19 protein-coding genes are annotated in these 22,694 nt (G+C 71.9%); 15 read left to right on the top strand and 4 right to left on the bottom strand.

All coding sequences use genetic code 11. The features are described from left to right. The first annotated feature begins 130 nt into the window (after positions 1–130). Both gatB and BMW85_RS07465 read left to right on the top strand, forming a co-directional pair. Positions 131–1,636 carry an Asp-tRNA(Asn)/Glu-tRNA(Gln) amidotransferase subunit GatB gene (gene gatB, locus BMW85_RS07470; protein WP_091078506.1) on the top strand — a complete coding sequence of 502 codons (1,506 nt, stop codon included), beginning with the start codon at positions 131–133 and terminating at the stop codon, positions 1,634–1,636. Between the two features lie 145 nt (positions 1,637–1,781). Continuing rightward, the gene (locus BMW85_RS07465) at positions 1,782–3,206 is read left to right on the top strand and encodes an MFS transporter (protein ID WP_245774671.1); all 1,425 of its coding nucleotides are present in this window, start codon (positions 1,782–1,784) and stop codon (positions 3,204–3,206) included. Here BMW85_RS07465 and BMW85_RS07460 read toward each other — a convergent pair. The 3 genes from BMW85_RS07460 to BMW85_RS07450 are packed head-to-tail and all read right to left on the bottom strand — an operon-like array spanning position 3,182 to position 6,169. Then, on the bottom strand, positions 3,182–4,702 hold the full coding sequence (locus BMW85_RS07460) for a tripartite tricarboxylate transporter permease (protein WP_091078501.1): 1,521 nt from the start codon (positions 4,700–4,702) through the stop codon (positions 3,182–3,184). The two genes, BMW85_RS07465 and BMW85_RS07460, sit on opposite strands and share 25 nt — an antisense overlap. 1 nt (position 4,703) lies before the next feature. Further along, complete coding sequence (locus tag BMW85_RS07455) at positions 4,704–5,198, bottom strand: tripartite tricarboxylate transporter TctB family protein (protein WP_091078498.1); 495 nt, start codon at positions 5,196–5,198, stop codon at positions 4,704–4,706. Continuing rightward, complete coding sequence (locus BMW85_RS07450) at positions 5,198–6,169, bottom strand: tripartite tricarboxylate transporter substrate binding protein (RefSeq protein WP_091078495.1); 972 nt, start codon at positions 6,167–6,169, stop codon at positions 5,198–5,200. Before BMW85_RS07450 ends, BMW85_RS07455 begins: the two co-directional genes overlap by 1 nt. Before the next feature lie 127 nt (positions 6,170–6,296). On the opposite strand from BMW85_RS07450, the gene BMW85_RS07445 reads away from it, so the two are divergent. The 3 genes from BMW85_RS07445 (at position 6,297) to BMW85_RS07435 (ending at position 10,650) form a co-directional block, all read left to right on the top strand. Beyond that, positions 6,297–7,898: an ATP-binding protein gene (locus tag BMW85_RS07445; RefSeq protein ID WP_091078494.1), complete on the top strand. Its 1,602-nt coding sequence runs from the start codon at positions 6,297–6,299 to the stop codon at positions 7,896–7,898. After that, positions 7,895–8,557 carry a response regulator gene (locus BMW85_RS07440; protein ID WP_091078491.1) on the top strand — a complete coding sequence of 221 codons (663 nt, stop codon included), beginning with the start codon at positions 7,895–7,897 and terminating at the stop codon, positions 8,555–8,557. Before BMW85_RS07445 ends, BMW85_RS07440 begins: the two co-directional genes overlap by 4 nt. A 92-nt stretch (positions 8,558–8,649) precedes the next feature. Further along, on the top strand, positions 8,650–10,650 hold the full coding sequence (locus BMW85_RS07435; protein ID WP_091078490.1) for a VanW family protein: 2,001 nt from the start codon (positions 8,650–8,652) through the stop codon (positions 10,648–10,650). A 4-nt stretch (positions 10,651–10,654) separates the two neighbouring features. Here BMW85_RS07435 and BMW85_RS07430 read toward each other — a convergent pair whose 3' ends face one another. Beyond that, complete coding sequence (locus BMW85_RS07430; protein WP_091078487.1) at positions 10,655–11,746, bottom strand: PQQ-dependent sugar dehydrogenase; 1,092 nt, start codon at positions 11,744–11,746, stop codon at positions 10,655–10,657. A gap of 38 nt (positions 11,747–11,784) precedes the next feature. On the opposite strand from BMW85_RS07430, the gene BMW85_RS07425 reads away from it, so the two are divergent. From BMW85_RS07425 to map, 10 genes are all read left to right on the top strand, one after another. Then, the gene (locus BMW85_RS07425; RefSeq protein ID WP_177240530.1) at positions 11,785–12,693 is read left to right on the top strand and encodes a 2-hydroxyacid dehydrogenase; all 909 of its coding nucleotides are present in this window, start codon (positions 11,785–11,787) and stop codon (positions 12,691–12,693) included. 289 nt (positions 12,694–12,982) lie between these two features. Next, positions 12,983–15,559, top strand: a complete 2,577-nt coding sequence (locus BMW85_RS07420; protein WP_245774670.1) for a putative bifunctional diguanylate cyclase/phosphodiesterase — start codon at positions 12,983–12,985, stop codon at positions 15,557–15,559. Positions 15,560–15,764: 205 nt separating this feature from the next. Beyond that, positions 15,765–17,504, top strand: a complete 1,740-nt coding sequence (locus BMW85_RS07415; protein ID WP_091078483.1) for an acetolactate synthase large subunit — start codon at positions 15,765–15,767, stop codon at positions 17,502–17,504. Beyond that, complete coding sequence (gene ilvN, locus BMW85_RS07410; RefSeq protein WP_091078480.1) at positions 17,497–18,021, top strand: acetolactate synthase small subunit; 525 nt, start codon at positions 17,497–17,499, stop codon at positions 18,019–18,021. Before BMW85_RS07415 ends, ilvN begins: the two co-directional genes overlap by 8 nt. 34 nt (positions 18,022–18,055) lie before the next feature. Further along, positions 18,056–19,039, top strand: coding sequence for a ketol-acid reductoisomerase (gene ilvC, locus BMW85_RS07405; RefSeq protein ID WP_091078964.1), 984 nt, complete (start codon positions 18,056–18,058; stop codon positions 19,037–19,039). Positions 19,040–19,111: 72 nt separating this feature from the next. Then, positions 19,112–19,486, top strand: a complete 375-nt coding sequence (locus BMW85_RS07400) for a VOC family protein (RefSeq protein ID WP_091078478.1) — start codon at positions 19,112–19,114, stop codon at positions 19,484–19,486. Between the two features lie 111 nt (positions 19,487–19,597). Continuing rightward, positions 19,598–20,437: a hypothetical protein gene (locus BMW85_RS07395; RefSeq protein ID WP_091078476.1), complete on the top strand. Its 840-nt coding sequence runs from the start codon at positions 19,598–19,600 to the stop codon at positions 20,435–20,437. 84 nt (positions 20,438–20,521) lie between these two features. Continuing rightward, positions 20,522–21,046: a PadR family transcriptional regulator gene (locus tag BMW85_RS07390; RefSeq protein ID WP_091078474.1), complete on the top strand. Its 525-nt coding sequence runs from the start codon at positions 20,522–20,524 to the stop codon at positions 21,044–21,046. Beyond that, complete coding sequence (locus tag BMW85_RS07385; protein WP_091078472.1) at positions 21,043–21,777, top strand: siderophore-interacting protein; 735 nt, start codon at positions 21,043–21,045, stop codon at positions 21,775–21,777. Before BMW85_RS07390 ends, BMW85_RS07385 begins: the two co-directional genes overlap by 4 nt. Positions 21,778–21,856: 79 nt before the next feature. Beyond that, positions 21,857–22,624 (top strand): type I methionyl aminopeptidase, encoded by a 768-nt coding sequence (gene map / locus BMW85_RS07380; RefSeq protein ID WP_091078469.1) that lies wholly within the window; start codon positions 21,857–21,859, stop codon positions 22,622–22,624. Positions 22,625–22,694: the final 70 nt, after the last annotated feature.

The following is a 22,694-nucleotide window of genomic DNA, read 5'->3' as shown; positions in this document are numbered from 1 at the left end:
CGGTGGGACAGGGTCCGCTGCCGCGGTTCACGATGCGGCTCGTCGCAGAGCCGGTGCCGGCTCGAAGGCGCTTCCTTCGACCGCCTACGCGATAGCTTGAAAAGCAACGATCTGAACTAAGGACCTCATCATGACTGCCGGTACGCTCATGCCGTACGACGAAGCGCTGGAGCGGTTCGAGCCGGTGCTCGGGCTGGAGACGCACGTCGAGCTGGGCACCAGGTCGAAGATGTTCTGCGGCTGCAAGACCACCTTCGGCGCTCCGCCCAACACGCAGGTCTGCCCGACCTGCCTGGCGCTGCCCGGCGCGCTGCCGGTGGCCAACGCCATGGCGATCGAGTCGACGATCCGCATCGGCCTGGCGCTCAACTGCTCGATCGCCGAGTGGTGCCGCTTCGCCCGGAAGAACTACTTCTATCCGGACATGCCGAAGAACTACCAGATCTCCCAGTACGACGAGCCGCTCTGCTTCGACGGCTACCTCGACGTCGAGGTCAACGGCGAGACCGTGCGGATCGGCATCGAGCGGGTGCACCTGGAGGAGGACACCGGCAAGTCCACCCACGTGGGCGGCGCGACCGGGCGCATCCACGGGGCCGACCACTCGATCGTCGACTACAACCGGGCGGGCATCCCGCTGGTCGAGATCGTCACCAAGCCCATCCCCGGCACCGACCGCCTCGCGCCCGACGTCGCCCGCGCGTACGTCACCGAGCTGCGCGAGATCATGCGCTCGCTCGGCGTCTCCGACGTGCGCATGGAGGAGGGCTCGCTGCGCTGCGACGTCAACGTCTCGCTGATGCCGCGCGGCGCGTCGGAGTGGGGCACCCGCACCGAGACCAAGAACGTCAACTCGCTGCGCAGCGTCGAGCGGGCCGTGCGCAGCGAGATCGAGCGGCAGGCCGCCGTCCTCGCCGACGGCGGCACGATCGTCCAGGAGACGCGGCACTTCCACGAGGACACCGGCACCACCACGTCCGGGCGTTCCAAGGAGGAGGCGCAGGACTACCGCTACTTCCCCGAGCCCGACCTGGTGCCGATCGCGCCCGACCCCGCGTGGGTGGCCGAGCTGAAGGCGGCGCTGCCCGAGCTGCCGTCGGTGCGGCGCAAGCGGCTGCAGGCCGAGTGGGGGTTGTCCGACCTCGACATGCAGGCCATGCACAACGCCGACGCGTTCGACCTGGTCGAGGCGACGGTGGCGGCCGGCGCGCCGGCGGCCGACGCGCGCAAGTGGTGGATGGGCGAGCTGGCCCGCCGCGCCAACGAGACCGGCGTGCCGCTGGCCGAGCTGGCCATCACGCCGGCGCAGGTCGCCCGGGTGACCGAGCTGGTCGCCTCCGGCGCGCTCAACGACAAGCTGGCGCGCGAGGTGCTGGAGGGCGTGCTCGGCGGCGAGGGCAGCCCTGACGAGGTCGTCGAGGCGCGCGGGCTGCAGATCGTCAACGACGAGGGCGAGCTGTCGGCGATCATCGACAAGGTGCTGGCCGACAACGCCGACGCGGCCGACAAGGTACGCGCAGGAAAGATCGCCGCCGCCGGAGCGCTGGTCGGTGGCGTCATGCGGGCCAGCAAGGGCAAGGCGGACGCCGCCCGCGCCCGGCAGCTCATCCTGGAGAAGCTGGGCGTGTCCGAGTAACCACCCGGACGCGCGATACAGGGGCCTCGTCGCTTCGGCGGCGGGGCCCTCGTACGTGGTAAGGCCGGTCCTAGGTCCGATTGCCGAGGCCGACCGGCACCCCCGCAGGAGGTGCGGCGCGCGGGCAGGCCGTAGTTTCTGCGGCATGACGAGGAAAGCGTTGACGGCCGGCCTGGTGGCGCTGATGTCACTGGTGGCCTTCGAGTACATGGCGGTCGCGATCGCGATGCCGGTCGTGGCCGAGGAACTGGGCGGGCTGGAGCTGTACGGGCTGGCCTTCAGCGGCGCGATGGCGGCGAGCGTGGTCGGCACGGTGCTCGGCGGCCGGTGGGCCGACCTGCGCGGGCCCAAGGCGCCGCTGTGGACGGGCGTGGCCGGGTTCGCGGCCGGGCTGGGCGTGGCGGGGCTCGCGCCGAGCATGGAAGTGCTGATCGCGGGCCGCTTCGTCCAGGGGTTCGGCGGGGCGCTGGTCAGCGTGGCGCTGTACGTGCTGGTGGCCCGGGTCTATCCCGAGGAGCTGCATCCGAGGATCTTCTCGTTGTTCGCGACGGCGTGGGTGGTGCCGTCGATGGTGGGCCCGGCGATCGTGGGCGTGCTGACCGACGCGCTCGGCTGGCGGTCGGTGTTCCTGCTGGTGCCGTTCCTGACCGTGGCGGCCGGGTTGCTGCTGCTGCGCGGGCTGGCCGGGCAGCCGGTGAGCGGCGGGCAGCGGGCGCCCGCCCCCGGCCTGCCCGCGAAGATCGCGTGGGCGGCGGTGACCGCCGTCGGGGCCGCGCTCATGCAGTACGGCAGCACGGGGGGCCGGCTGCCCCTGCTGGTCGCCGGGCTCGTGGTGCTGGCCGTGGCGCTGCCCAGGCTGCTGCCGGCCGGGACGCTGCGGGCGGCCCGCGGGCTGCCGTCCGTGGTGGGGCTGCGCGGGCTGGCCGCCGGGGCGTTCTTCGCGGCCGAGGTCATGGTGCCGCTCATGCTGCGCGAGGAGCGCGAGCTGTCCACGACGGCGGCCGGGCTGGTGCTCACCGGTGGCGCGCTGAGCTGGTCGTTCGCGTCATGGCTGCAGGGGCGGGAGGTCTTCGGGCAGCGCACCAACCTGCGGCTCGGCTCGGCGATGATCGCGCTGGGCATCGTGGTCATGGGGGCGGTCACGATCCCGTCGGTGCCGTTGGCGGTGGCGTATCCGGCATGGATCGTCACCGGGTTCGGGATCGGGCTGATCTACCCGACGCTGTCGGTGCTCACGCTGGAGCTGTCGGCGCCCGGCGAGCAGGGGGAGAACAGCTCGGCGCTGCAGGTGGGGGAGTCGGTGTTCTCGGTGGTGTCGGTGGCGGTCACGGGGGCGCTGTTCCTGTCGGCGGGGCGGGAGTACTGGGTGGTGTTCGCGGCGACGCTGGTGATGGCGGTGGCGGGGCTGGCCGTCGCCCCCAGGGCGTTCGGCAGCCGTGAGGCCACCCCGCCGCCCGGGCCCGGCCGGCCTGGCGAGGCCGGCCAGGCCGGCCAGGCCGGCGGGGCGGGCCAGGCCGGCGCCGGCCAGGCCGGGGCGGCGGCGGGTCAGTCTTCGGCGGGGCCCGCGTAGGAGGCCGCGCGCCGCCGGGCCGCCAGGCGCCGCGCGAGCGGCGTCAGCAGCGCCAGCGCCGACAGCGCCAGCAGCACCGCCGCGACCGGGCTGCGCACCAGGACGCTCACGTCGCCCGCGCCGATCGCCAGCGCCCGGCGGAGCTGGATCTCCGCCATCGGCCCCAGGATCATGCCGATCACCGCGGGGGCGACCGGCAGGCCGAAGCGGCGCATGGCGTAGCCGAGCAGGCCGAGGAGGTACAGCACGAACAGGTCCACGACGGTGCCGTTCAGCGCGTACACGCCGAGGGCGGCGAACAGCACGATCCCGGCGTACAGGTACGGCCTGGGCACCCGCAGCACCCGCGCCCACAACGGGGCCAGCGGCAGGTTGAGCACCAGCAGCATCGCGTTGCCGATGAACAGCGAGGCGATCATGGCCCAGACCAGCGCCGGGTTGTGGTCGAAGAGCTGCGGGCCGGGCTGCAGGCCGTACTGCTGGAAGGCGGCCAGCATGATCGCGGCGGTCGCGGAGGTGGGCAGGCCCAGCGTGAGCAGCGGCACGAGGGTGCCGGCGGCGGAGGCGTTGTTGGCCGCCTCGGGACCGGCGACGCCCTCGATGGCGCCCTTGCCGTACTCCTCGCGGGCCACGCCGCGGGCCAGGCGGCGCTCGGCCGCGTACGACAGGAACGTCGGGATCTCGGCACCGCCGCCCGGCAGCGCCCCGAACGGGAACCCCAGCGCCGTGCCGCGCAGCCACGGCCCCCAGGAGCGCCGCCAGTCCGCGCGCCCCATCCACGCCCGGCCGACGGGCACCACGGAGGGCGGGGAGTGGCGCAGCCGCGAGGCCACGTACAGGGCCTCGCCGAGCGCGAACAGCCCGACCGCGACGATCACCACGTCGACGCCGTCGAGGAGCTGCGGGACGCCGAGCGTGAGCCGCGCCTGCCCGGTCTGCTGGTCGATGCCGATCAGCCCGATCACCAGGCCGAGGCCGAGCGAGGCGAGGCCGCGCACGACCGAGCGCGACAGCACCGACGACACGGCGGTGAACGCGAGGACGGCCAGCGCGAAGTAGTCCTCCGGCCCGAACGAGATCGCGAACGCCACCACCGCCGGGGCCGCCACGACCAGCAGCGCGGTGGCGATGGTCCCGGCCACGAACGAGCCGATGGCCGCCGTGGCGAGGGCCTGCGCCGCCCGCCCGCGCCGGGCCATCTTGTTGCCCTCCAGCGCGGTGATCATGGAGGAGGACTCGCCGGGCGTGTTGAGCAGGATGGACGTGGTCGAGCCGCCGTACATGCCGCCGTAGTAGATGCCGGCGAACATGATGAACGCGGCGGTCGGCGGCACCGTGAACGTGACCGGCAGCAGCAGCGCCACCGTCATCGCCGGCCCGATGCCGGGCAGCACGCCGACCAGGGTGCCGAGGGTGACGCCGATCAGCGCGTACATGAGGTTGACGGGGGTGAGCGCGGCGGCGAAGCCGTCCAGCAGCAGCTCCAGGGAGGCCATCTCACATCACCCCCGCGAGCGGCCCGTCCGGCAGCCGCACGCCGAGCCCCTTGACGAACAGCACGTACGTGACCACGCCGATGACCACGGAGACCACGGCCGCCCGGGCCTTGTGCTCGGCCCCGAGCGCCACCGACAGCCCGAAGAACAGCAGGCTCGCCCCGATGATCCAGCCGAGCAGGTCCAGCAGCGCGGCGAAGGCCAGGAAGATCCCGCTCACCAGCAGCACGCCCCGGAGGTCGGCGGGGGCGGCGGCGTCCACGTCCTCGCTCTCCTCGGGGTCGCCGTGCCCGCCGCGCAGCACGTCGAACACGTAGAACAGGCCGATGACGACCATGGCCCCGCCGACCAGCACGGGGAAGAACCGTGGCCCGGGGCCGAGCCGGGAGGCCGCCGCCGAGACGTCGAGCGTCCCGGCGATCACGAAGACCCCCAGCCCGAGCACCACGAGCGCGAGCCCGAGCTCGGGCCGCCACCACGAACGCAGGCGGGTCATCAGGACACGAGCCCCATCTCGGCGATGATGCCCTTGACCCGGGTCTGCTCGGCGCTCAGGAAGTCGGCGAACTGCTGACCGGTCTGGAAGGAGTCGATCCAGCCGTTCTTGGCCACGGCGTCCTTCCACGGCTGCGCGTCGTGCATCTTGGTGACCAGGTCGGTCAGCGCGGTCTTGTCGGCCTCGGACAGGCCGGCGGGGGCGACGAAGCCGCGCCAGTTGGCCAGCTCCACGTCCAGGCCGCCCTCCTTGAGCGTGGGCGCGTCGAGGTCGGGCAGGCGCTCGCCGGAGGTGACGCCGAGGGCGCGCAGCTTGCCCGACCTGACGTGCTCGGCGAACTCGGAGACGCCCGACACGCCCGCGGTGACCTTGCCGCCGAGCAGCTCGTTGAGCGCCTCGCCGCCGCCGGAGTGCGCGATGTAGTTGACCTGCTTGGGGTCCACGCCCGCGGCCTTGGCCATGAGCCCGGCCACGATGTGGTCGGTGCCGCCCGCCGAGCCGCCGGAGATCGACACCTTCGCCGGGTCGGCCTTCCACGCGGCCACCAGGTCGGCCAGCGTCTTGTGGGGCGAGGTGGCCGGGACCACGACGATCTCGTACTCCTCGGTCAGCTTCGCGATCGGCGTGGTCTCCGCCAGCGTGACCTTCGACTTGTTCTGCTCGATGGCGCCCACCATGACCAGGCCCATCGTCATGAGCAGGTTGCCGTTGCCCTTCTCGCCGGCGAGCTGGGCCAGGCCGATCGTGCCGCCCGCGCCCGGCACGTTGTAGACCTCGACCTTGCGGTCCGGCGCGGCGCTCTTGAACGCCTGCTCGGCGGTGCGCGAGGTCTGGTCCCAGCCGCCGCCGGGCGCGGCCGGGGCCATGATCCGCAGCGACCCCGAGGCGCTGGTCCCGCCGCCCTGTCCGCCGCAGCCGCTCAGCGCGGCGAGGGAGAACGCCGCGAGCGCGGCGAATATGCGCAGACGCATGATCCACTCCAGGAAAGAAAGTTCACGGTTATGAAACTGGGATGGTGAATCCCCTTCCGATCCGCGTCGAGGCTTTGCATGCTTGCCGTCATAGTGGTCGTATTGGTCGTGACCTGGGTGAAGGCGTATGTGGCTCGCGAGACGGGTGCGTGAGGCCCCGCTGGGCACCCAGCTCTTCGTACTTCAGATGGTGATCGTGCTGATGGCCGCCGGCGGCACGGCCGCGGTGTGGGCGGGGCACACCCGCGAGCAGCTCGACGCGCTGCACCAGCAGCGGGCGCTCGCCATCGCCCAGTCGGTGGCCGCGCTCCCGCAGGTCCGCGACGCGTTCCGGCGGCCCGACCCGGAGAGCGTGCTGCAGCCGCTGGCGCTGGGCGTCCAGCAGGAGACCGGCGCCGACTACGTCGTCATCGCCGACGCCCGGCAGCGCCGCTACGCCCACCCCAACGCCTCGCTCATCGGCAAGCGGCTGTCCACCGACGGCACGGTGGTGCTGCGTACCGGCCGGAGCTGGGTCGGCACGGAGACCGGCACGCTCGGCACCACGGTCCGCGGCAAGACCCCGATCCGCGACGAGTACGGCGCCGTCATCGGCCTGGTGTCCGTCGGCGTCCTGGAGACCACGGTCATGAACCAGCTCGGCGGCGCGCTGCCGCCGCTGGTGTGGACCGCGCTCGCGGTCATGCTGGCCGGGCTGGCGCTGGCCGCGCTCGTCACCGCCCGGGTGCGCAGGCAGACCTTCGGCCTGGAGCCGAGGGAGATCGCGGCGCTGCTGGAGCAGCGCGAGGGCGTGCTGCACGGCGTCAAGGAGGGCGTGCTCGCGCTCGACCTCGACGGCCGGGTGACGCTGGTCAACGACGCCGCCCGCGACCTGCTCGGCGCGGTCGCCGAGGGCGAGGACCTGACCGGGCTGCCGGTCTCGGAGCGCCTGCGCGACGTGCTCGGCGGCGCCGACCCTGGCGAGGACCGCGTCGTGCTGCACGGCGAGCGGGTGCTGGTGCTCAACCGCACCCCCGTGTCCGTACGCGGCCGGCACCTCGGCTGGGTCGTCACCCTCAGGGACCGCACCGAGCTGATCCGCCTGGCCCGCGAGCTGGACGACGCCAGCAGCGCCACCGACGCGCTGCGGGCGCAGGCCCACGAGTTCGCCAACCGCATGCACACCGTCGTCGGGCTGCTGGAGCTGGGCGAGCACGAGGCCGCGATCGGCTTCATCACCCGCACCACGCGCGGCACGTACGCCAGCGACCTGCGCGAACGGGTCCAGGACCCCACGCTGGCCGCGCTGCTGCTGGCCAAGTCGGCCGAGGCCGCGGAGCGCGGCGCGACGCTCGTGCTGTCGGAGGACTCCCGGGTGCCGGAGGGCACGCTCGGCGATCCGCAGGACGCCGTCCTCGTCGTCGGCAACCTGGTGGCCAACGCGATCGACGCGCTCGACGGCGCGCCGGGCACGATCGAGGTCTCGGTGCGCTCCGACGCGGGCGGCCTGCGCGTACGGGTCGGCGACTCCGGCCCGGGCATCGCCCCCGACCTGGTCGAGGAGGTGTTCAGGGAGGGCTTCACCACCAAGGCCGCCCATTCGGGGCCGCGCGGCCTCGGCCTGGCCCTGACCCGGCAGGCGTGCCTGCGCCGGGGCGGCTGGGTGCGTGTGGGCAACGCGGGCGGCGCGGTCTTCACCGCCTTCCTGCCCTCCCTCATGGAGGCCGCCGTGGGGACGCGAGTGCCATGAGCGACGTACGGGTGCTGGTCGTGGACGACGACTTCATGGTGGCCCGCATCCACGGCGGTTACGTCGCCCGCGTGCCCGGCTTCCAGGTGGTGTCCACGGCCCACACGGGAGCCGGAGCCCTCGCCGCGGCGGCCGAGTCGCGGCCCGACCTCGTGCTGCTCGACATCTATTTGCCCGACATGTCGGGGCTGGAGGTGCTGAAGGCGCTCCGCGACGTGGACGTCCTCATGATCAGTGCCGCCCGCGACGTGGCCACGGTCCAGGAGGCCATGCGCGGCGGCGCGATGAACTATCTGATCAAGCCGTTCACCGCCGCCGCCCTGGCCGAACGCCTCCGGCACTACGCCGACACCCGCCGTCGTCTGACCGCCATCGGAGCCGAGGTCCGCCAGGACGACGTGGACCGCCTCTTCGGCGCGCCCGCCGCCACAGCGCCACTGCCGAAGGGGTTGTCGGCGGCCACCTGCGCGCTGGTCGCCGACACGCTCAGGGAGGCGGGCCGCGACCTGTCCGCGGCCGAGACCGCCGAGCTCACGGGCCTGTCGCGGGTGAGCGCCCGCCGCTACCTCGACCACCTGAGCACGGCGGGCCGGGCCGAGTCGCGGCCACGGTACGGCACCGCCGGCCGTCCGGAGCACCGCTACCGGTGGCTAGGTTGACACACTTCCGTATCCATTTCCCGTGACATATGCGGATCCCCGTGCCTTACTGTTGCCTGAGACTTGGCTGCGGACCGGGAGGAGATTGAGGCGTGCGCGACGCCGGACCGATCGAATCACCGACCGACCCGTTCGCCTCGGTGCCCATGCCCACGTCGAGCGTCTCGAGGAAGCCGCGCATCGAAGGACTGCCGCCGGGCGTCTCCAGGGACATCTTCGGCCCGCCCGACCGCCAGGACACCCGGCAGGGGCAGGGCCCCGGCGCGCCGGGAGGTCCCGCGGCCGGCTCGCTGCCGCCCGTGACGCCGCCGGCCCAGCCCTGGCCCATGAAGGAGAAGGAGCCCGCGTCGCCCGCCCCCGTGTTCGGGTCCGGACCGGGCGAGCGGCCCTCCTTGAGCAGCGACCCCGAGCCGCCCCGGCGCCGCCGCGTGCTGCCCGGCCTCGCGCTGCTCGTGGTGGTGCTCGCCGCCCTGGCGTACGTGGTGCCCGCCGTCTTCATGTCCGGCTCGGTGTTACGCGGCACCCGCGTGGCGGAGGTGGACATCGGCGGCCTGACCGTCACGCAGGCGGCCGACAAGCTCCGCGACGAGCTGGGCGCCAGACTCAGCAGGCCGGTCACGGTCGAGATCGGCGACAAGAAGGACACCGTCCAGGCCGACGAGGCCGGGCTTGAGCTGGACGTGGTCGGCACCATCGGCCAGGCGCCCAGCGGGTTCCCCAGCCCCGTGGAGGTCTGGCGGGGCCTGACCGGCACCACCGAGCTCCAGCCGAAGATCAACATCGACTCCTCCCAGCTCGCCAGGACCGTGGACGGCCTGGCCGAGGTCGTGGACAAGCCCGCCGTCGAAGGGCGCGTCACCTTCGCCGGGCTGGAGCCCAAGGCCCGCCGGCCCGCCGACGGCGTGGTGCTCGACCGCGAGGACGCCGTACGCCGCATCGGCGACACCTTCCTGCGCGGCGGCGGCAACGTCGTCCTCACCCTGCGGCCCGCCAAGCCCGTCACCACCCCCGAGGCGGTGGAGGCGGCCATGACCAAGGCGCGCCAGGCCGTGGCCGCGCCCCTGACGCTCACCGCGAGCGGCCGGCAGGCGCAGGTCACCCCGGCGATGATCGCGGCCAACCTGGCGTTCGTGCCGGACGGCGACGGCACGCTGGTGGCCCAGTTCGACGCCAAGGCGGCGCTCGCCGGGCTGGAGAGCACCCTGGTCGACGCCGCCCAGCAGCCGCGTGACGCGACGTACCAGATCGTCAACGACGCGCCGGTCCTGGTGCCCTCCCGCACCGGCAGGGGCGTGAACGACAAGCTGCTCGCCAGGGACGCCGAGAAGGTCTTCGACGCCGGCGGCGCCCGTGTCGTCCCCGTACGGCTCGGCACGGTCGAGCCGGCCGTCACCACCCAGCAGATCCGCGGCCTCGGCGTCAAGGAGCAGGTGGCCACCTTCACCACGTCCTTCGAGTGCTGCCAGACCCGCGTCACCAACATCAGGCGCATGGCGCAGCAGCTCGACGGCCATGTGGTGAAGCCGGGGGAGACGTTCTCCATCAACGAGGTCATCGGCGAGCGGACCGTCGAGGACGGCTACGTCATGGCCGGGCAGCTCGTCGGCGGGCGCATGGTCAGCCTCGTCGGCGGCGGCGTCTCGCAGTTCGCCACGACCATGTACAACGCGGCCTTCTTCGGCGGCTTCGAGGACGTCGAGCACCAGCCCATGGACTACTACGCGCCGCGCTACCCGGCCGGCCGCGACGTCGCGCTGCTCTACCCCGAGACCGACCTCAAGTGGCGCAACGACTCCGAGTACGGCGTGCTGGTGAAGACCGCCTCCACCGACACCTCCGTGACGGTGACGCTCTGGAGCACCAAGCGCTACGACAAGATCGAGGCGGTCACGTCGGAGCGGCGGGACGTCGTCCCGTTCCGCAGTGAGGTCAGCTCCGAGCCGGGCTGCCTGCCCACCCTCGGGCAGGAGGGCTTCACCGTCGACGTCACCCGGGTCTTCCACCAGGGCGGCAAGATCGTCAAGCGGGACCCGAAGCTGACCACCGAGTACCGTCCGCAGGCGCAGATCACCTGCGCCGGCAGCGGCCAGTAGCGGATCAGGAGATCGGGACGGAGAGCACCCGGTCGTCGCCCGCGCGCGGCGAGCCCCGGCCGTCCTTGTTGCTGGTGCCGACCCAGAGCGCGGAGCCGTCCGGCGTGGCGGTGACCGCGCGCAGCCGGCCGTAGCGGCCCTCGAAACGGGCGACCGGCTCGCCCGCCGTGCCGTCGGCCGACAGCGGGATCTGCCACAGCCGCTGGCCGCGCAGCGCGCCCACCCACAGCGAGCCGTCGGCGTAGGCCATGCCGGACGGCGAGGCCTCGGAGGTGGGCCAGGTGATGATCGGGTTCACGTAGCGGGGGTCGTCGCCGCGCCCCTCGACCTCGGGCCAGCCGTAGTTGCCGCCCGGCTTGATGAGGTTGACCTCGTCCCAGGTGTTCTGGCCGAACTCGCTGGCGTACATGCGGCCATCCCGGTCCCAGGCGAGGCCCTGGACGTTGCGGTGGCCGTAGCTGTAGACGAGCGTGCCGAACGGGTTGCCCGGGGCGGGCGCGCCCTCGGCGGTCATGCGCAGGATCTTGCCGGCGAGCGAGCCGCGGTCCTGCGCCAGGGGACGGTCGCCGGTCTCGCCGGTGGTGGCGTAGAGGTAGCCGTCGGGGCCGAAGGCGAGGCGGCCGCCGTTGTGGATGCCGCCCTTCGGGATGCCCTCGACGAGGACCTTCGCCGCGCCCAGCCGTTCGCCGTCGAAGGCGTAGCTGACCACGCGGTTGTCCCGCTCGGCGGTGTAGTAGAGGAAGACCCGGCCGTCCTTGACGGCCACGCCCATCAGGCCGCCCTCGCCGTCCGGGCGCACCTCGGCGATCTTCGCCACCTCGCTGACCTGGCCGGACGTACTGATCCGGAGCAGCCGGGCGGTGTCACGCTCGGTCACCAGCGCGCTGCCGTCCGGCAGGAACGCGATGCCCCAGGGCACGGCGAGGCCCGTGGCGACGTCCTTGGGCGTGCCGGGCCGGACCGTGGTGGTGACCGAGGCCGCCGGGGTGGCGGCGGCCCGCGGCGTGGCCGGGCCCTCCCGGGGACCGGCCTCGGGAGCGCCGGGGGAGCAGGCGGTCAGCGCGGCCAGGAGCACGAGCGTCCAGAGCTTCCTCATGTGTTCCATACTTACCCGCGCGCCGTAAGGTTCTCGGCATGAAGACCTGGGTTCCGTCCGCATCGGTAGCCGAAGTCCTGTCCGACCTTCCGGGCGTGGAATGTGCCGTCTACAACGGCTCGATCCCCATGCCGGAGGGGATCGATGAGGTGGAGGTCTGGGTCCCGCCGCTCATCCCGGTGCCCGACGTGCCCGGCACGCTGGCCAAGATGACCTCGTTGCGGCTGGTGCAGACCGTCACGGCGGGCGTGGATCCGTACCGGCCGCACATGCCCGCGGGCACGCTCCTCTGCAACGCGCGCGGCGTGCACGACGCCGGCACCGCCGAGTGGGCGGTGGGGGCGATGATCGCGGTGCTGCGGGAGTTCCCCGGGTTCGCCGACGCGCAGCGCCGCGGCGAGTGGACCTACCACCACACCGGCGTGCTGGCCGACTCCACCGTGCTGATCGTCGGTTACGGCTCCATCGGCGCGGCGCTCGAACGCCGGCTGGAGGGCTTCGAGGTCGAGGTCGTACGGGTGGCGCGCACGGCCCGCGAGGGCGTGCACGGCATGGCCGAGCTGCCCGCCCTGCTGCCGGGGGCGGACGTGGTGGTGCTGCTCGTCCCGTCCACACCGGACACCGCCGGCATGGTGGACGCCGCCTTCCTCGGCCGGATGCGTGACGGCGCCGTGCTGGTCAACGCCGCCCGCGGCAGCGTGGTCGACACCGACGCCCTGGTCGCGGAGTTGCGTACGGGCCGGCTGCGCGCCGCGCTGGACGTGACCGCGCCCGAGCCGCTGCCCGAGGGGCACCCCCTGTGGAGCGCGCCTGGCGTGTTCATCACCCCGCACGTGGCGGGCAGCACTCCCGCCTCGGAGCGGCGGATGTTGCGGCTGATCAGGGCCCAGCTCGGGCGTTACCGCGCGGGCGAGGACCTGGACAACGTCATCACCTCGTCCTACTGACGGGACGCGTACTGAGAGGATTCCGGAACGTGGCTGGTCCGTGACCTCGGGTGCGTACGGTTACGTTTGCAGGGAGATCCTGACTCGTTGTCAAGGATCTCTTGGCGGCATTCGGTCCGTGTGGTTATCAGATCGGTGACGACATCGGCGTTGTCACCACCCGGGCGCCCGCGACCGCACACACTGGCGAGGTGATCGCCGGGCCTCGGCGGTCGCAGACGCCGAGTTCGAGACGGGATGGGCAACGACTGTGATCCGCTGGCGTGATCCACGTGCGCCGCTGACCGCCGTGATCGCGGCAGGAGTGGTGGCGCTCGCCGCCGCGTTCCTGCACGACGATCAGGTCCTTGTCGCCGGAGCGGTCATCGGAGGGATCGCCGCGCTCGCGGCCTCCGCCTCCCTGGTGGTGGCCTCGCTGCGGTCGGGCGGGCACCGCCCCACCGCGATGGGCGCCCGCTGGATGGGCGGCGGCGCCGTCATCTGGGGCGCCGGACTGGCGTTGCGCCCGGTCGACGGAGGCTTCGTCGCCGGCTTCGCCGACCTGTTCCTCCTGCTCGGCACGGTGGTCACCGCGGGTGGCGCGCTGATCGCCGCCGACCGCAAGCTGCCGGCCAGGTCGGTGTTACGGCACATCACCGACTCCTACCTGTGCGTGGCCTCGATCTTCCTCGTCGCATGGGTGGCGCAGCTCCGCCAGGTCTACGACGCCGCCGCCGACCCGCCGACGTTCACCCTGGTCATGCTGCCGCCCATGATGGGCCTGCTGGTGACCTGCGCGGTGCTCCCGTCGGTGGCGATGAGCAGGGCGCGCTCGTGGACCCTGGGCCTGGCCGGCGCCGGCGCGCTCGTCGCCATGAGCGTGGCGGGCACGGCCGTCGCCGTGGCCCGTCTCGAGGACGGCGCGCCGTCCGCCTGGGCGGTGCTGCCGGCCCCGGTGGTGTTCCTGCTGCTGGCCGCCGTGCCCTGGGTGCAGTGGCCCGGCCAGGGCGGCGGGCCGCTGACGAAGAGCATCGTCGCGATGGTCCCGCTGGGCCTGGTCGCCGTGGCCGCGGGCACGCTTCTGGTCCACGTGGTCGGCGGCGCCGCCGGGTCGCCGGTGACCGGCGTCGTGGCGATCGCGGTCAGCGTCGTGCTGCTCCTGCTGGTCCGGCTGGTCGTGGTCTCGGCGGTCAACGTACGCCTGCGCGGCCTGGTCCGGCTCGGCGAGCGGCAGCTCAGGGAGCTGGCCGAGAGCACCGGCGACGTGGTGTTCCTGTGCGACTACGAGGGCGTGGTGCGCGAGATCGGCGCGGGCGTCGAGGTCACCTACGGCTACGCGCCCGACGAGGTGGTCGGCGGCTCGATCTTCGACTACATCCACCCCGAGGACGTCCCGGGCATCCAGGCGGCGCTGCGCGCCATGGGCCTCGACGAGGAGGACGCCGTCGCCGGCGCCTGCCTCATCGCCTGCCGGGTGCGCGCCGCCGACGGCACCTGGCGGCCCACCGAGTCCGTCGCCACCCGCCACGTCGGCGGCGACGAGCTGATGCTGGTCACCACCAGGGACGTCAGCGACGAGGAGGCCCTGCGCAACCAGGTCGCCCACCTGACCTTCCACGACGGCGTCACGGGCCTGCCCAACCGCGCCTACTTCGAGGAGCGGACCCGCGAGGTGCTCTCGGGCCGCACGGTGGGCAACGTCGCGGTGATCTTCCTCGATCTCGACGGGTTCACCTCGGTCAACGACTCGGTCGGCCACGCCAGCGGCGACTACCTGCTCGGGCAGGCGGCCCGGCGGCTGCGCGGGGCCGTACGCGCCGACGACACGCTCGCCCGGTGGGGCGGCGACGAGTTCGCGGTGCTGGTGGAGACCGGCGGCGACGCGCAGGTGGCGGTCGACCTGGCCGAGCGGCTGGTCCGCGCGGTGTCGCAGGAGCCGTTCCGTGTCGCCGACCGCGACGTGGCGCTCACGGCGAGCGTGGGCGTGGCCTTCGCCGAGGACGACATCCCCGCCGGTGACCTCATCCGCAACGCCGACGTGGCCATGGCCCGCTCCAAGGAGCTGGGCGGGCGGCGCGTGGAGGTGTTCGCGGCGCAGATGCACGCCGACGTCGTACGACGCCTGGAGCTCGCCGCCGATCTGCAGCGGGCGCTCATCGAGCACCAGTTCGCCATTGAGTACCAACCGGTCGTGGACCTCGCCACCTCGCGGGTCACCGCCGTGGAGGCGCTGGTGCGCTGGTGGCGCGGGTCGGTGTTCGTGCCGCCCGAGAAGTTCCTCGGCCCGGCCGAGGACACCGGCCTGATCGTGCCGCTCGGCGAGTGGATCCTGCGCGAGGCGTGCCGCGAGGTGGCCGCCTGGCGGGCCTCCTCCTGGGACATCGGCCTGTCGCTCAACCTGTCGGCCCGGCAGATCACCGCGCCGCGCTTCGTCGAGACCGTCGAGGAGGCGCTGGCCGAGAGCGGGTTGCCCGCCTCCGCGCTGACCCTTGAGGTCATCGAGGAGATGCTGGTCGAGGACGCCGAGGAGACGATCAAGCGGCTGTCGGAGCTGCGCGCGCTCGGCGTGCGGCTGGCCATCGACGACTTCGGCACGGGCTACGCCTCGCTGGCCTTCCTGCGGCAGCTCCCCGTCGACATGATCAAGATCGATCCGTCGTTCGTGGCGGGGCTGGGCAGGGACGACACGCTGACGTTGCTCACCCGTACGATCGTGCGGCTCGGTCACGATCTCGGGCTCATCGTGGTGGCGGAGGGCATCGAACGTCCCGAGCAGCTCGAACTCCTCAGGGAGATGGGCTGCACGCGAGGTCAGGGCTTCCTCGTGGCCCGGCCGATGGCGGCGCGGGGTGTCGACTCGCTGATGAGGACAAGTCTCACTGTTTGAGACTTGTGTCCACCAAGTTGACACTGGGGCCTTCGGAGCGGATATCGTGGACGACATGCTTCGCAGTGAGATTCTCGTAGTACTTCGCCGGCGCGCGGGCCGATAGCGAAGCACGACGACCTGCGCGCCGCCCCAGTCCCGCCGTCACAGGTGGGAAGGGGCCTTTTTTATGTCCTAAGCGAGTAGCCACGCAAGGAACGAGCCGATGACCGAACGCATGACAGGTGCACAGGCCCTGGTCAGGGCGCTGGAGCACGTGGGGGTCGACACCGTGTTCGGGATCCCCGGCGGCGCCATCCTGCCCGCCTACGATCCCCTCTACGACTCGGTCAAGGTGCGGCACGTGCTTGTACGGCACGAGCAGGGCGCCGGGCACGCGGCCGAAGGATACGCGCAGGCCACCGGCAAGGTGGGCGTGTGCATGGCGACCAGTGGCCCGGGCGCGACCAACCTGGTGACGCCGCTGGCCGACGCGTTCATGGACTCGGTGCCGATTGTGGCGATCACGGGTCAGGTGGCCTCGCCGATGATCGGCACGGACGCCTTCCAGGAGGCGGACATCTCCGGCATCACCATGCCGATCACCAAGCACAACTTCCTGGTGACCGATCCCGGTGACATCGCCCGTACGATCATGGAGGCGTTCCACATCGCCTCGACCGGGCGGCCGGGGCCGGTGCTCGTCGACATCTCCAAGGACGCGCTGCAGGCCGAGACGGTCTTCTCGTGGCCGCCGGTCATGCAGTTGCCGGGCTACCGCCCGGTGACGCGGCCGCACTCCAAGCAGATCCGCGAGGCGGCCAAGCTGATCGCCGAGGCCAGGCGGCCGGTCCTCTACGTCGGCGGCGGCGTCCACAAGGCGCACGCCTCGGCCGAGCTGCTGCAGCTCGCCGAGCTGACCAACATCCCGGTCGTGACCACCCTGATGGCCCGGGGCGCCTTCCCCGACGGCCATCCGCAGCACATGGGCATGCCCGGCATGCACGGCACCGTCTCGGCGGTCGGCGCGCTGCAGAAGTCCGATCTGATCATCGGGCTGGGCGTGCGGTTCGACGACCGGGTGACCGGCGACCTGTCGACGTTCGCGCCGTACGCGAAGATCGTCCACGCCGACATCGACCCGGCCGAGATCTCCAAGAACCGCCACGCCGACGTGCCGATCGTCGGCGACTGCAAGGAGGTCCTCACCGACCTCATCGCGGCCGTCCAGGCCGGCGGGCAGAAGGGCGACTACGACGAGTGGTGGCGGCTGCTCAACGGCTACAAGCGGACCTATCCGCTGGGTTACGAGCAGTTCGAGGACGGCTCGCTGGCCCCCCAGTACGTCATGGAGCGGCTGAGCGCGCTCGTCGGGCCGGACGCCTACTACGTGGCCGGCGTCGGCCAGCACCAGATGTGGGCCTCGCAGTTCATCAACTACGAGAACCCCGGCACGTTCATCAACTCCGGCGGCGCCGGCACGATGGGCTTCGCCGTCCCGGCCGCCATGGGCGCCAAGATGGGCCGCCCGGAGAGCACGGTCTGGGCCATCGACGGTGACGGCTGCTTCCAGATGACCAACCAGGAGCTCGCCACCTGCGCCCTGGAGGGTGTGCCGATCAAGGTCGCCGTCATCAACAACGGCAACCTCGGCATGGTCCGCCAGTGGCAGACGCTCTTCTACGACAAGCGTTACTCCAACACCGACCTGCAGGCGACGCGCCGCATCCCGGACTTCGTCAAACTGGCCGACGCCTATGGTTGTGTTGGTCTCAGGTGCGAGCGTCCCGAGGACGTGGACGCCGTGATCAAGAAGGCCATGGAGATCAACGACGTGCCCGTCGTGATCGACTTCGTCGTCCACCAGGACGCGATGGTCTGGCCCATGGTCGCTGCGGGCACCAGCAACGACGACATCAAGATCGCCCGGGACATGGCGCCGAAGTGGGAGAACGAAGATGAGTAGGCACACGCTGTCCGTGCTCGTCGAGAACAAGCCGGGCGTGCTGGCACGCGTGTCCGCGTTGTTCAGCCGGCGCGGCTTCAACATCGACTCGCTGGCCGTCGGGCCCACCGAGCACAACGACATCTCACGCATGACCATCGTCGTGAGCGTCGAGGAGCTGCCGCTCGAACAGGTGACCAAGCAGCTCAACAAGCTCGTCAACGTGCTCAAGATCGTCGAGCTGGACCCGTCGCAGTCCGTGCAGCGCGAGCTGACGCTCATCAAGGTCAAGGCCGACTCCGAGAGCCGCTCACACGTGCTGGAGCTCGTCCAGCTCTTCCGTGCCCGCTGCGTGGACGTGGCCGCCGACGCGGTGACGATCGAGGTCACCGGCACTCCCGACAAACTCGACGCCTTCGTCAAGGTCCTTGAGCCGTTCGGGATCAAAGAACTCGTCCAGTCGGGCATGGTGGCCGTAGGCCGCGGTGCCCGTTCCATCACAGACCGGTCCCTCAGGGCACTGGACCGTACCGCCTGAATCACGCCTGAAAGGTTCTAAGCAAGTGACCGAGATCTACTACGACGACCAGGCCGACCTGTCGATCATCCAGGGACGCCACGTGGCCGTGCTGGGGTACGGCAGCCAGGGCCACGCCCACGCTCTCTCCCTGCGTGACTCCGGTGTCGACGTGCGCGTCGGCCTGCCCGAGGGCTCCAAGAGCCGCGAGAAGGCGGAGAACGACGGTCTGCGCGTCCTCACCCCGGCCGAGGCCGTCGAGGAGGCCAACCTCACGATGATCCTCGCGCCGGACCACGTCCAGCGCGACCTCTACGCCCAGCACGTGGCCCCCAACCTGGTCGAGGGCGACGCCCTCTTCTTCGGCCACGGCCTCAACATCCGCTACGGCCTCATCGAGGCCCCCGAGGGCGTCGACGTCTGCATGGTCGCCCCCAAGGGCCCGGGTCACCTGGTGCGCCGGCAGTTCGAGGCCGGCCGCGGCGTGCCCTGTCTCGTCGCCGTCGAGAAGGACGCCTCCGGCAAGGCGCTGGACCTGGCGCTGTCGTACGCCAAGGGCATCGGCGGCACCCGCGCCGGCGCGCTGCGCACCACGTTCAAGGAGGAGACGGAGACCGACCTGTTCGGCGAGCAGGCCGTGCTCTGCGGCGGCGTGTCCGAGCTCATCAAGGCGGGCTTCGACACCCTCATCGAGGCCGGCTACCAGCCTGAGGTCGCCTACTTCGAGTGCCTGCACGAGATGAAGCTCATCGTCGACCTCATGTACGAGGGCGGCGTCTCCAAGATGTACTGGTCGGTCTCCGACACCGCCGAGTACGGCGGCTACACCCGCGGGCCGCGCGTCGTCACCCAGGAGACCCGGCAGGAGATGCGCCGCATCCTCGGCGAGATCCAGGACGGGTCGTTCGCGCGCGAGCTGGTCGAGGAGTTCGACAGCGGGCAGAAGAAGTTCCAGCAGTACCGCGACGAGCTGGCCGAGGACGCCATCGAGAAGACGGGCGCCAAGCTGCGTCCGATGATGAGCTGGCTCAAGGGCTGAGCTCTCTCCTGCGCACAGGCGCCCCCGGCGAAGCGGTCTTCGCCGGGGGCGTCTCTGCGTAGGATGCCGATCATGGCTAGTCGCATATCCGAGCTGATCATCCCTTGTCAGGACCCCAACGGGCTGGCGGCGTTCTGGTGTGAGGTGCTGGACTTCGTGGTCCTCGACACCGAGGACGACGGCTCGGTGGAGATCGGTCCGCGGGAAGGGTTCGGCGGGCTGCAGCCGACCCTGATCTTCAGCCCCACCACCGAGCCCAAGACCGGCGCGCTGCGCATGCACTTCGACGTCAACGCCACCGACCGCGACCAGGACGCCGAGCTCGAACGCCTGCTGAGCCTCGGGGCGCGCCCGGCCGACGTCGGCCAGACCGGCGAGGAGTCCTGGCACGTCCTGGCCGACCCCGAGGGCAACGAGTTCTGCCTGCTGCGCACCCGCCTGAGCTGAGGGCCCGGCGACCTGCATAACCATGCTGCGCACCGACTTGACTGATGATCTTGCATGCACCAGATTGTTCGCGTTCCCGGAAAAATCCCCCCTCAAGGAAACCATCAACCCATGAAGCGAACCATCGTCGGTGTCGCCGTGGTCGCCGGTGCGCTGCAACTCGCCGTCGCCGCGCCCGCGCAGGCGGCGCAGAAGATCGATCCGGTGAAGGTGCTCAAGTCCGAGCTGGCGCGGGGCAAGGGCGTCAACGTACGGGCCACCGCGAAGGTGACGTACTCGGCGGCCGAGTACATCTCCACGACGCTCGACGGGACCGTCGAGTTCGACGCGCGCGGCGCGCGGGCGGCCGACACGAGCCAGAACCTCAGCTACAGCAAGAGCCTGCTCGCCAAGATGGCGAAGGTGAGCCCGCGCGAGACCGAGACGCTGCAGCACTCGCCGGTCCGGGTGCTCTCCTCCGGCCGGGTCAGCTACGTCTCCGGCGCGGTGGTCCAGGACGCCCTGCCCGAGGGGACGAGCTGGGTGCGCTACGGCGGCACCGACGTCCCGTCCGGCAACCTGCTGCTCGACGTCCTCGAGCCGGCCACGCTCAAGGCGCTCATGGACCACCGCGCGTCCTGGAGCGGCGGCGTGGTGAAGGGCACGATCAAGCCGAACGAGCTGGCCAAGGCGTCGGCCTCGTTCGTCGCCCGGTACGGCGAGCAGTGGAAGAAGAGCCGCACCGGCAAGATCTCCTACGCGCTCAGCCTCAGCGCGGGCGGACGGGTGGAGCGCGTGTCGGTGAAGGGTGAGCTGCCCTTCGACAAGGGTTCGGTGCGCATCGAGTCGGACACGACCTACACCGAGTGGGGCCGCCAGGTGACGGTCCTGCTGCCGTTGCGCGGCGAGGTCATCGACCAGCCGGAGGTCAAGGACGAGGTGCCGGCGCAGGCCCCCGCCCTCTGGAGCTGACGCCATCGGGAGGGCGCGGGTCTCCTGGCCCGCGCCCCCCGATTCCCCGCGCGCGGCTATATCGTTCGATATAGCATCCGACTCATGATGATGAACGCGCGCCGCGCCCCCGGCGGGTACGGACCCACCGGCCGCTTCTTCGGACCCGGTGAGCTGCGCCTGGCCGTGCTCGCGCTGATCGCCGAGCGCCCCGGCCACGGCTACGACCTCATGAACCGCCTGTCCGACCGCTTCAACGGCACCTACGAGCCGAGCGCCGGCTCCATCTACCCCACACTCCAGCTGCTGGAGGACGAGGGCCTGGTCCGCGTCGAGCAGGACGAAGGCCGCAAGGTCCACCACGTCACCGACGACGGCCGCCGGGCCGTCGAGGAGCAGGCCGACGAGATCGAGCGGCTGTGGGGCCGGGCGGCCAGCAGGGGCGAGTGGGGCATGTTCCGCGAGCCCGAGGCCGCCGAGATCGTCGGCCCCGCCCTGCGCATGGTGAAGGCCGCGGTCAAGGCGCTGGCCCACACCCACGGCGACCCGCAGGTGGTCGAGCGCATCCAGCAGATCTTCGTGGAGGCCCGCCACCGCATCGAGGAGCTGGACCCGAGGAGGGGGCGATGACCGCGACCAGGAAGAGCGTGGCCAGGCGGCTGCTCGGCCGCAGGTTCGTGGAGGGCGAGATCGTCGAGGTCGAGGAGGTGGCCCCGCGCATGCGCCGGATCAGGATCGGCGGCGGGGATCTGGCCGCGCTCCCGTACGTGCCGGGCCGGCACGTACGCGTGCTCATCGGCGACGGCGGCGGCCTGGTGGGCGGGGCGCTGCGGACGTACTCGGTGTGGTGGTACGACCCCACCTGGGAGGCCTTGGACCTGATCGGGCTCGACCACGGCGGTGACGCCCCTGGCGCCGCCTGGGTGCGGGCCGCCGCGCCCGGCCAGGAGGTCGTCTTCCTGCGCCCCGAGGGCGGCTTCGTGCTGCGCGAGGACGCCCGCTACCACCTGTTCGCGGGGGAGGAGACGGCGTCGGTCGCGTTCGGGGCGATGCTGCGGGCTCTGGGGCCGGAGGCCGCCGTGTACGGCGCCGTGGAGGCCGAGGGGCCGGGCGACCACCTGGAGCTGCCGCGGGAACTGACCCGGGTGTGCCGTGCGGGCGCGCCGGCGGCCGGCTCGCAGGTCCTGGTGGACGCCGTTCGGGCGCTGGACCTGCCGGACGAGCCGGGGTTCGCCTACCTGGCGGGGGAGGCCCGCACGATCCAGGCGGTCCGCGCCCATCTGGTGGAGGAGCGCGGCTGGAACCGGAGGGACGTGCGTACGAAGCCGTTCTGGACTCCGGGCCGCCGCGGGCTCGACTGACGGCCGGCCTCGGCGCTGCGTCGATAAAAATACCGGTATAGTTATCGCCACACCGACCGGTGAACGACGAGGAGGGGCCGTGATCGAGCTGAAGAGCGCCGGGGAGATCGACGCGATGCGCGAGGCGGGACGGGTGGTGGCCGCCGTGCACGCGGCGGTCCGCGACCAGGCCGCCGTGGGCGTGACGCTCAGGCGGCTCGACGAGGTGGCGCGGACCGTCATCGAGGAGGCCGGGGCCGGGGCGTCGTTCCTGGGCTACCACCCGTCGTTCGGCGCGACGCCGTACCCGGGGGTCATCTGCACCTCGGTCAACGGGACCATGCTGCACGGCCTGCCGACGGCCTACCGGCTGCGCGACGGCGACCTCCTCAGCGTGGACTGCGGCGCGATCGTGGACGGCTGGCACGCCGACGGCACCGTGAGCTTCGCCGTCGGCACGCCGCGCGCCGAGGACCTCAAGCTCATCCAGGTCGCCGAGGAGACGCTGGCCGCCGGCATCCTGGCGGCCGTGCCCGGCGGCCGGATGGGCGACATCGGTCACGCGATGTCCACCGTCGGGCGCGGCGCCGGCTACGGCATGCAGAACGACTTCGCCGGCCACGGCATCGGCCGGGCGATGCACGAGACGCCGTTCGTGCCGAACGAGGCCCGCGCGGGGCGTGGGTTGCGGCTGCGACCGGGGCTGGTGATCGCGATCGAGCCGAGCCTGATGGCGGGCGGCGGCGACGACTACTACATGGCCGAGGACGGCTGGTCGGTGTGCTCGGGGGACGGCAGCCGCAGCGTCCACGTGGAGCACACCGTGGCCGTGACGGCCGACGGACCGGTGGTCCTGACCCTTCCCTAAGCGCCGGGTCAGGGAAGGGGCTGATGTCTCTCCGTAGCGCGCATGGTCCCGTCAAGGACCGTCGGCTCCG

Origin of the sequence: Nonomuraea wenchangensis, from assembly GCF_900111685.1 — a bacterium.
Taxonomy (GTDB): Bacteria; Actinomycetota; Actinomycetes; order Streptosporangiales; family Streptosporangiaceae; genus Nonomuraea; species Nonomuraea wenchangensis.
This window is presented reverse-complemented; position numbering and strand designations above follow the sequence as displayed.

Bases quoted from the DNA above. Each gene is read 5' to 3' on its own strand.
- gatB (WP_091078506.1), top strand. From the start codon at position 131: ATGACTGCCGGTACGCTCATGCCGTACGACGAAGCGCTGGAGCGGTTC.
- BMW85_RS07465 (WP_245774671.1), top strand. From the start codon at position 1,782: ATGACGAGGAAAGCGTTGACGGCCGGCCTGGTGGCGCTGATGTCACTG.
- BMW85_RS07460 (WP_091078501.1), bottom strand. From the start codon at position 4,702: ATGGCCTCCCTGGAGCTGCTGCTGGACGGCTTCGCCGCCGCGCTCACC.
- BMW85_RS07455 (WP_091078498.1), bottom strand. From the start codon at position 5,198: ATGACCCGCCTGCGTTCGTGGTGGCGGCCCGAGCTCGGGCTCGCGCTC.
- BMW85_RS07450 (WP_091078495.1), bottom strand. From the start codon at position 6,169: ATGCGTCTGCGCATATTCGCCGCGCTCGCGGCGTTCTCCCTCGCCGCG.
- BMW85_RS07445 (WP_091078494.1), top strand. From the start codon at position 6,297: ATGTGGCTCGCGAGACGGGTGCGTGAGGCCCCGCTGGGCACCCAGCTC.
- BMW85_RS07440 (WP_091078491.1), top strand. From the start codon at position 7,895: ATGAGCGACGTACGGGTGCTGGTCGTGGACGACGACTTCATGGTGGCC.
- BMW85_RS07430 (WP_091078487.1), bottom strand. From the start codon at position 11,746: ATGAGGAAGCTCTGGACGCTCGTGCTCCTGGCCGCGCTGACCGCCTGC.
- BMW85_RS07425 (WP_177240530.1), top strand. From the start codon at position 11,785: ATGAAGACCTGGGTTCCGTCCGCATCGGTAGCCGAAGTCCTGTCCGAC.
- BMW85_RS07415 (WP_091078483.1), top strand. From the start codon at position 15,765: ATGACCGAACGCATGACAGGTGCACAGGCCCTGGTCAGGGCGCTGGAG.
- ilvN (WP_091078480.1), top strand. From the start codon at position 17,497: ATGAGTAGGCACACGCTGTCCGTGCTCGTCGAGAACAAGCCGGGCGTG.
- BMW85_RS07400 (WP_091078478.1), top strand. From the start codon at position 19,112: ATGGCTAGTCGCATATCCGAGCTGATCATCCCTTGTCAGGACCCCAAC.
- BMW85_RS07395 (WP_091078476.1), top strand. From the start codon at position 19,598: ATGAAGCGAACCATCGTCGGTGTCGCCGTGGTCGCCGGTGCGCTGCAA.
- BMW85_RS07390 (WP_091078474.1), top strand. From the start codon at position 20,522: ATGATGATGAACGCGCGCCGCGCCCCCGGCGGGTACGGACCCACCGGC.
- BMW85_RS07385 (WP_091078472.1), top strand. From the start codon at position 21,043: ATGACCGCGACCAGGAAGAGCGTGGCCAGGCGGCTGCTCGGCCGCAGG.